This is a genomic window from Thalassococcus sp. BH17M4-6 (genome assembly GCF_049323015.1).
Classification (GTDB): domain Bacteria; phylum Pseudomonadota; class Alphaproteobacteria; order Rhodobacterales; family Rhodobacteraceae; genus Puniceibacterium.
This window is the reverse complement of the sequence record NZ_JBMPGU010000023.1, coordinates 37473-46070: the sequence shown is the minus strand read 5'-3', so window position 1 is coordinate 46070 and position 8598 is coordinate 37473. Positions and strand designations below refer to the sequence as shown.

The window sequence follows — 8598 nt, the reverse complement described above, 5'->3', positions numbered from 1 at the left end:
TCGCCGCTTTTGCAGTTCAAAAATGCCGGGCGATGCCCCCTAGAACAGGCCCTCGATGAGGCCGTCGTCGTTGAGGCGGATGGATTCGGAGGCGGGGGTGCGGGGCAGGCCGGGCATGGTCATGATCTCGCCGCAGATCGCCACGACGAACCCCGCGCCCGCCGACAGGCGCACTTCGCGCACCGGCAGGCGGAAGCCCGTGGGCGCGCCGCGCAGGCCCGGGTCGGTGGTGAAGGAATACTGCGTCTTGGCCACGCAGATCGGCAGCGTGCCGTAGCCCTGCGCCTCCCATTCACTCAGCTGGCTGCGGATCTTGCCGTCCGCATCCACCCCGTCGGCGTGGTAGATGTTCTTGGCGATCGCCTCGATCTTCTCGAACAGCGGCATCTCGTCGGGGTAGAGCACCTTGAACTCCGACACGCCCGAATCCGCCACCTCGGCGACCCGGCGCGCCATCTCCTCGATGCCGGCACCGCCGTCGGCCCAGTGCTTGCACAGGATCGCCTCCGCACCCTGTTCGGCCACGTAGTCCTTGACCGCCTGCACCTCGGCCTCGCTGTCGCCGGCAAAGTGGTTGATCCCCACCAGCACCGGCACGCCGAAGCCTTTGACGTTGGCGATGTGCCGCCCCAGGTTCGGGCAGCCCGCCTTGACCGCGTCCACGTTCTCGGCGCCCAGGTCGGCCTTGGCCACGCCGCCGTTCATCTTCATCGCGCGCACCGTCGCCACGATCACCACCGCATCGGGGGCAAGCCCCGCCTTGCGGCACTTGATGTCCATGAACTTTTCCGCGCCCAGATCGGCGCCGAACCCGGCTTCGGTCACCACATAATCCGCCAGCTTCAGCGCCGTCCTCGTGGCGATGACCGAATTGCAGCCATGCGCGATGTTGGCGAACGGCCCGCCGTGCACAAACGCCGGGTTGTTTTCCAGCGTCTGCACGAGGTTGGGCTGCATCGCATCGCGCAGCAGCACCGTCATCGCCCCGTCGGCCTTGATGTCACGGCAGTAGATCGGCTCCTTCTCTCTCGTGTAGGCGACGATCATGTCGCCCAGACGTTTCTGCAGATCGGCCAGGTCCTTGGCCAGGCACAGGATCGCCATCACCTCGGACGCGACGGTGATGTCGAAACCGGTCTGGCGCGGAAAGCCGTTGGCCACCCCGCCAAGCGAGGTCACAACGTCCCGCAGCGCGCGGTCGTTCATGTCGAGCACCCGGCGCCAGGCGACGCGGCGTTCGTCGATTCCCAGCGGGTTGCCCCAGTAGATCGAATTGTCGATCATCGCGCTTAACAAATTATGAGCGCTGGTGATGGCGTGGAAATCGCCGGTGAAATGCAGGTTCATGTCCTCCATCGGCACCACCTGGGCATAGCCGCCGCCCGCGGCCCCGCCCTTCATGCCGAAGTTCGGCCCAAGGCTCGCCTCGCGGATGCAGATCGCCGCCTTCTTGCCGATCCGGTTGAGCCCGTCGCCCAAGCCCACGGTCGTCGTGGTCTTGCCCTCGCCCGCGGGCGTCGGGTTGATCGCGGTTACCAGAATCAGCTTGCCATTGGGCCGGTCCTGCACCGAATCGATGAACGCCTGACTGACCTTGGCCTTGTCGTGACCGTAGGGCAGCAAATGCTCCGCCCCGATCCCCAACTTCTCCCCAATCGCCTGAATGGGCTCCTTAACCCCCTCACGCGCTATCTCGATATCCGTCTTCACGCTCATCTTGCCGACCTCCCGAAGCCCTTGCGATCTGCTGCCACGAAAACAGCCGCGCGGGCAATACGCCAGAGGTCGCGATTGCCGGTTCGCGACAAGTTTCCGCCCGGTTGACGACCCGCGAGCTACCCGGTCGGGCAGGGGATTGTCCCGGGCCGCCCATCCCCGCCGAAAGAATAGGTGGACATCAAAGCCCCGACTGGTCAGCCTTTGTTCAATCCGCGCGGCAGAGCGGAACATTGGCATGGTGTCGGGAGGTAAGCCATGACGCACCTGAATGGGGCGGACAACCCCGTGAGGGTTCTGCTGGCCGAACCGAATCCGCTGGTGGTGTCGGCGCTGACGGTTTGTTTCCAGAACAATACGCGGTTTCAGCTGATCGGAAGCGTCGAAAGTGGGGCAGAGGCGCTGAGCGCGGATGCCGCCGGTTTCGACGTTCTGGTGCTGGCCTGGCAGCTGTCCGACATGACCGCGCCCGACGTGCTGAAGGCGGTGAAGGCGCGCGGCTGCGGACAGCGGATCACGGTCTTTTCCAACAACCGTGACCTGGGCCATGTGCGCCAGGCGGTGCGGCTGGGGGCGCTGGGGTTCTGTTACCAGTTCGACGATCCGTCGGTCCTGTTCGACACGCTGCACGCGGTGGCCAACGGGCGCATCTGCGTGCCCTATATCGACGTGACCAAGATCAACGACACGCCGCTGGCGCAGCTTACCGTGCGCGAACGCGAACTGCTGGCGGTACTGGCGCGCGGCTGGACCAACCAGCAGATCGCCAACCGCACCGGGATTTCGGAGAACACGGTGAAATATCACCTCAAGAATCTCTATGACAAGCTGGGGGTACGCAACCGCGCAATGGCCGTCGCCGTCTATTCGCGCGAGGCGGATGATTAGGCCCGCTCAGTCAGGCACGCGGTCCAGCGCAGAACGCGGCCGGGCCCGCGGGTCGTCGTCCAGCACCTCGTGCATGGTCTCCATAACCCGAAAGAACGTCGCAAGGTCGGCGTCGTCGATCCTATGCGTCAGCGCCAAAGCGACGCGCTGCGCGGCCGGAACGATTTCCTCCAGCGCAGCGCGCCCCGCATCGGTCAGGGTGATCGCCACCAGCCGCCCGTCGGGCTGGCCTTGCGCCTTTTGCACCAGCCCTTCGGATTCGAGCCGCGACACCGCCCGGCTGACCCGCGGCTTTTCCAGGTTGACGCAGTTGTGGATGTCGCGGACCGACACCGCGCCGCAGCGTTGCACATGTACCAGAACCCGCCATTCCGCCACGGCCAGTCCGTGCGTCCGCTGGTATTCGACCGACAGTCGGCGGCTGACTCGTTCCGACAGCACGGCCAGCCGGTAAGGCAGGAAGGTCGAGAGGTTGAAGTCGCGGGACATGGGCAGCGCTCCAGGATCGTTGCGGATGAAATGATATTGACTTTCGTTGCAATTGCAACGATAAACGCCCCGTTCCGAGGGCACTGGGGCACGGAACCGACGGAAGGACAAACAGGCACATGGCCACCGGATTCGCATCGCAGGGCGACACCGCCGAAAAGACGATTTCCTTTACCGAGGTCGGCGAGGGGCTTTATGCCTTTACCGCCGAGGGCGATCCGAACTCGGGCGTGATCATCGGCGACGACAGCGTCATGATCGTCGAGGCGCAGGCCACCCCGCGTCTGGCCAACAAGGTGATCGACTGCGTGCGGCAGGTGACCGACAAGCCGATCACCCACCTGGCGCTGACGCATTACCACGCCGTCCGCGTCCTTGGCGCTTCGGCCTTTGGCGCGCAGCAGATCATCATGTCCGACACCGCCCGCGCCATGGTGGTAGAGCGCGGGCAGGAGGATTGGGACAGCGAATTCCAACGCTTCCCGCGCCTGTTCGAGGGGCACGAGAGCATTCCGGGGCTGACCTGGCCCACCACGACCTTTGACAGCGGCATGACCGTCTATCTGGGCAACCGCCGGGTCGATCTGATGCACCTGGGCCGGGCGCATACCGCGGGCGATATCGTGATCCATGTGCCGGACGAGAACGTCATGTTTACCGGCGACATCGTCGAATACCACTCTGCCTGCTATTGCGGGGACGGGCATTTCAGCGACTGGGGCCAGACCCTCGACAATATCGCCGCGTTCGATGTCGATGCCATCGCGCCCGGTCGGGGCGATGCGCTGGTCGGCAAGGACATGGTGAACGCTGCGATCGAGAGCACACGCGACTTTGTCGAAAGCACCTACCGCCCGGTGCAGCGAGTCGCGGCGCGGGGCGGCACGCTCAAAGACGCCTGGGACGCGGTGCGGGCCGCCTGCGATCCCAAGTTCAAGGATTTCGCGATTTACGAGCATTGCCTGCCGTTCAACGTCGCCCGCGCCTATGATGAGGCGCGCGGCATCGACACGCCGCGCATCTGGACCGCGGAGCGCGATCTTGAGATGTGGAAGGACCTGCAGGGCTAGGCCGACCACCGGGGGAGGGGCAGACCATGCCATTGGACGACCGCTACCAGCTGGCTTTCCGGCTTTATCCCTACGAGCGCTGCGCCGATCAGGATGCCGATGCGCCGGTGCGCCACCCCGTCGTGGTCATGGGCGGCGGTCCGATCGGTGTGGCAACAGCGCTGGATCTGGGGCTGCAGGGCATCCCTGTTGTCCTGCTCGACGATCACGAAGGGGTGGGGCAGGGATCGCGCGCCATCTGTTTCGCCAAGCGCACGATGGAGATTGCGCATCGCTATGGCTGCGGCCAGCCGATGCTGGACAAGGGTGTGCGCTGGAACGTCGGAAAGGTCTTTCACGACGACCGGCAGGTTTATGAATTCAATCTTCTGCCGGAAGACGGCCATCGCTACCCCGCCTTTATCAACCTGCAGCAACCCTATTTCGAACGGTTCCTGGTCGAACGCGTGCGCGAGGCGCAGGCCAGCGGCGCGCCGATCGAGCTGCGCGGCCGCAACCGGGTCGATCAGGTCGATGTGCGGGATGATCAAGTGGTCATCGACATCACCACCCCCGATGGCCCCTACCGCATCGCGGCGGACTGGCTGATCGGCTGCGACGGCGCGTCGTCGCCGCTGCGCAAGATGATGGGGCTCGATTTCGAAGGCCGGGTGTTCGAGGATAACTTCCTGATCGCCGACATCACGATGAAGGCCGACTTCCCAACCGAGCGCTGGTTCTGGTTCGAGCCGCATTTCAAATCCGGCGACAGCGCGCTGTTGCACCGCCAGCCCGACGGCGTCTGGCGGGTCGACTTCCAGCTGGGCTGGAACATCGACCGTCGCGAAGAGCTGAAAGAGGAGAACGTGCGTCGCAGGCTGAACGCGATGCTGGGGCCGGAGGTCGAATATGATCTGGTCTGGACCTCGATCTACACTTTCCAGTGCCGCCGCATGCGCAAGTTTCGCCACGGGCGGGTGATCTTTGCCGGGGATGCCGCGCATCAGGTGTCCCCCTTCGGCGCGCGCGGGGCCAATTCCGGTATTCAGGATGTCGACAATCTGGGCTGGAAGCTGGGGCTGGTGCTGACGGGCAAGGCGCCCGACACGCTGCTCGACAGCTACGATGCCGAGCGTCGGATGGGGGCGGATGAGAATATCCTCAACTCGTCCCGTTCCACCGATTTCATCACCCCCAAGTCGCGCATGAGCCGCGTGTTCCGCAACGCCGTGCTGGACCTTGCCGAACATCATGCCTTTGCCCGGCCGCTGGTCAATTCGGGGCGCCTGTCGGTGCCTTGTGTCTATGACGACATGCCGCTCAACACCCCCGATGCGCTGCCCGGTGCCCCCGCCCGCACCCGTCCCGGCGCCCCCTGCCCGGACGCGCCGCTGGAGGATGGGTTTCTACTGGACCGCTTGGGCGGCGATTTCGTCCTGCTTGCGCTGGGGGTCGATCTGCCCGACGGGTTCAACGGCCTCGACCTGCGCGTGCTCAACCTTTCGCCGGTGGGCGACCTGGCCAGCCGATACCTGGGGGACGCCGTCAGCGCGGTGTACCTGATCCGCCCCGATCAGCACGTCGCGGCCCGCTGGCCCGAGTTCGACCGCGCTGCCGTCAGGGCCGCGCTGCGGCGCGCCACGGGACAGGAGCCGGCAGAATGACCGTGATGACCGACCCGAACATTCCCGATCCGGACGGTTTTTATGCCGAACTGCTAGGAGCCCATGACGGCCTGTCCGACGACGAAAGCGCCGCGCTCAACGCGCGGCTCATCCTGATCCTTGCCAATCACATCGGCGACCGCGCGGTCCTGACCGCCGCGCTGGCCGCCGCTTCGAAGGGAGACGCCAGATGAACGCATCCGACCGCTCTGACCTTGTCCAGGCCGAGGGCCGCCTGACCGAACCCGGCTACATGCCCGGCTGGGCCAACGATTTCGAAACCGAGGCGCTGCCCGGTGCCCTGCCGGTTGGCATGAACAGCCCGCAGAAATGCAACTACGGCCTTTACGGCGAACAGCTGTCCGGCACGGCCTTCACGGCCGAACGGCCCGAGAGGACCTGGTGCTACCGCATCCGCCCGTCGGTCAAGCATTCGGCCCGCTATACGCGGATCGACCTGCCGTACTGGAAATCCGCCCCGCACGTGGTTCAGGATGTGACCTCGCTGGGCCAGTACCGCTGGAATCCGGTGCCTCATTCCGGCGAGCCGCTGACCTGGCTGACCGGCATGCGCACCATGACCACAGCCGGTGACGTGAACACGCAAACCGGCATGGCAAGCCACATCTATCTTGTCACCGAAAGCATGAAGGATGCCTATTTCTACTCGGCGGACTCGGAACTTCTGGTCGTCCCGCAAGAGGGGCAGCTGCGCTTTGCCACCGAACTGGGCATCCTCGACGTCGGACCAAAGGAAATCGCCATCCTCCCGCGCGGCCTTGTCTATCGGGTCGAGGTGCTGGCTGGACCGGCGCGCGGCTTTGTCTGCGAAAACTACGGCCAAAAGTTCGAACTGCCGGGCCGTGGCCCGATCGGGGCCAACTGCATGGCCAACCCGCGCGACTTCAAGGCCCCCGTCGCCGCCTTCGAGGACCGCGAGGTACCGTCGACCCTGACGATCAAGTGGTGCGGGCAGTTTCACGAAACCCGGATCGGGCAAAGCCCGCTGGACGTGGTCGCCTGGCACGGCAATTACGCGCCCTACAAATACGACCTGCGGCGCTACTGCCCGGTGGGCGCGATCCTGTTCGACCATCCCGACCCGTCGATCTTCACGGTGCTGACGGCCCCCTCGGCGGTTGCGGGCACCGCCAATATAGACTTCGTGCTGTTCCGCGAACGCTGGCTGGTGGCCGAGGACACCTTCCGCCCGCCGTGGTACCACAAGAACGTCATGTCCGAACTGATGGGCAACATCTATGGCCAGTACGATGCCAAGCCCGAAGGCTTCGTGCCCGGCGGGATGAGCCTGCACAACATGATGCTGCCGCACGGGCCGGATCGCGACGCGTTCGAAAAGGCGTCGAACGCCAACCTCGGCCCCGACAAGCTGGACGACACGATGTCCTTCATGTTCGAAACGCGGTTCCCGCAGCACCTGACGGAATTCGCGGGCAAAGAGGCGCCTTTGCAGGACAATTATATCGACTGCTGGACCTCGCTCGAAAGGAAGTTCGACGGGACGCCGGGCCGCAAATGACAGAGCTCAAACGGTCCTGGATCGACAGCGCCAATGCGCCGGGGTGCGATTTCCCCCTCAACAATCTGCCCTACGGCGTCTTTTCAGCCGGGGAAGGCGACCTGCGCTGTGGTGTGGCCATCGGGGACCGCGTCATTGACGCCACGGCGCTCGAGTCGGCGGGCATCCTGCGTGCGGACCCGGATGCCGACGTGCTGAATGCGCCCTATTGGAACGACTTTATGGAACTGGGCCGCGACGTCTGGTCTTCGTATCGCGCGCGCCTGACCGCCATGCTTGCCGAAGGCGCTGCGGATGACATTCAGGAACAGATCATCTCCCGCTCCGTGCCGATGGCCCGCGCGACGCTGCACATGCCGTTCCGGGTCAGCGAATACACCGATTTCTACGCGGGCCGTCACCATGCCACCAACGTTGGCACGATGTTTCGCGGTGCCGAAAACGCGCTGCCGCCGAACTGGCTGCACATGCCCATCGGCTACAACGGGCGGGCGTCGTCGGTCGTGGTGTCGGGCACGCCCGTGACCCGGCCGCAGGGGCAGCTCAAGCGGCCGGAGGACGACAGCCCCCGCTTTGGCCCGTCGGAACGTTTCGATATCGAGCTGGAGATCGGAGCCATCGTCGGCCAGCCCTCAAGCGGCCCGATCAGCGTGGCGCAGGCCTTTGACAACATCTTTGGCTACGTGCTGCTGAACGACTGGTCCGCACGCGACATCCAGGCCTGGGAATATCAGCCGCTGGGGCCTTTCCAGTCCAAGGCCACCGCCACTACGATCAGCCCCTGGATCGTCACGGCAGAGGCGCTGGCCCCGTTCCGCACCGCGACACCGGCCCGCGAGGTAGCGCTTCTGCCGTATCTCGCCGAACCCGGACCGACGCTTTACGACATCGCGCTTGAGGTCGGGCTTCGCCCCGACGGCGGGCCCGAGACGGTCATCTCGCGCACGAACTTCAACGAAATGTCCTATTCCTCGGCCCAGCAACTGGCGCATCACACCAGTTCGGGCTGCCCGATGCGGGTGGGCGATCTGCTGGGGTCGGGGACGATTTCCGGGCCGGAGCGGGGCAATTGCGGATCGCTGCTGGAGCTTAGCTGGGGCGGCAAGGAACCACTGACGCTGGACACCGGAGAGACGCGCAGCTTTGTCGAGGATGGCGATACCTTGACGCTGCGGGGCCACGCGACGGGCAGGGGATATCGCATCGGGTTCGGCGCCTGCACAGGCAGGGTTCTGCCCGCGAAGGCCTAGCG

Annotated in this window: 8 protein-coding genes; 6 read left to right on the top strand and 2 right to left on the bottom strand. The window is 65.1% G+C overall.

Going from position 1 to position 8598, the window contains the following annotated elements; genetic code table 11:
- Positions 1–39: 39 nt before the first annotated feature.
- A complete protein-coding gene (locus ACOXXX_RS20735; RefSeq protein WP_422828538.1) occupies positions 40–1716 on the bottom strand; it encodes a formate--tetrahydrofolate ligase in 1677 nt (558 codons plus the stop codon).
- Between the two features lie 258 nt (positions 1717–1974).
- On the opposite strand from ACOXXX_RS20735, the gene ACOXXX_RS20730 reads away from it, so the two are divergent.
- Complete coding sequence (locus ACOXXX_RS20730; RefSeq protein WP_422828537.1) at positions 1975–2604, top strand: LuxR C-terminal-related transcriptional regulator; 630 nt, start codon at positions 1975–1977, stop codon at positions 2602–2604.
- Between the two features lie 6 nt (positions 2605–2610).
- On the opposite strand, the gene ACOXXX_RS20725 is transcribed toward ACOXXX_RS20730, so the two are convergent.
- On the bottom strand, positions 2611–3093 hold the full coding sequence (locus tag ACOXXX_RS20725) for a MarR family winged helix-turn-helix transcriptional regulator (protein ID WP_422828536.1): 483 nt from the start codon (positions 3091–3093) through the stop codon (positions 2611–2613).
- 119 nt (positions 3094–3212) lie between these two features.
- Between ACOXXX_RS20725 and ACOXXX_RS20720 the strand changes: the two genes are divergently transcribed.
- From ACOXXX_RS20720 to fahA, 5 genes are read left to right on the top strand one after another with little or no spacing between them, the layout of a single operon-like run.
- Entirely contained in the window at positions 3213–4163 is a 951-nt protein-coding gene (locus tag ACOXXX_RS20720; protein WP_422828535.1) for an MBL fold metallo-hydrolase, read from the top strand.
- A 26-nt stretch (positions 4164–4189) separates the two neighbouring features.
- On the top strand, positions 4190–5806 hold the full coding sequence (locus ACOXXX_RS20715) for an FAD-dependent oxidoreductase (RefSeq protein WP_422828534.1): 1617 nt from the start codon (positions 4190–4192) through the stop codon (positions 5804–5806).
- Positions 5803–6000 (top strand): DUF2783 domain-containing protein, encoded by a 198-nt coding sequence (locus tag ACOXXX_RS20710; protein ID WP_422828533.1) that lies wholly within the window; start codon positions 5803–5805, stop codon positions 5998–6000. The genes ACOXXX_RS20715 and ACOXXX_RS20710 overlap by 4 nt, the downstream gene beginning before the upstream one ends.
- Positions 5997–7346, top strand: a complete 1350-nt coding sequence (gene hmgA, locus ACOXXX_RS20705; protein ID WP_422828532.1) for a homogentisate 1,2-dioxygenase — start codon at positions 5997–5999, stop codon at positions 7344–7346. The genes ACOXXX_RS20710 and hmgA overlap by 4 nt, the downstream gene beginning before the upstream one ends.
- Positions 7343–8596, top strand: a complete 1254-nt coding sequence (gene fahA, locus ACOXXX_RS20700; RefSeq protein ID WP_422828531.1) for a fumarylacetoacetase — start codon at positions 7343–7345, stop codon at positions 8594–8596. The genes hmgA and fahA overlap by 4 nt, the downstream gene beginning before the upstream one ends.
- The last annotated feature ends 2 nt before the right edge of the window (positions 8597–8598 follow it).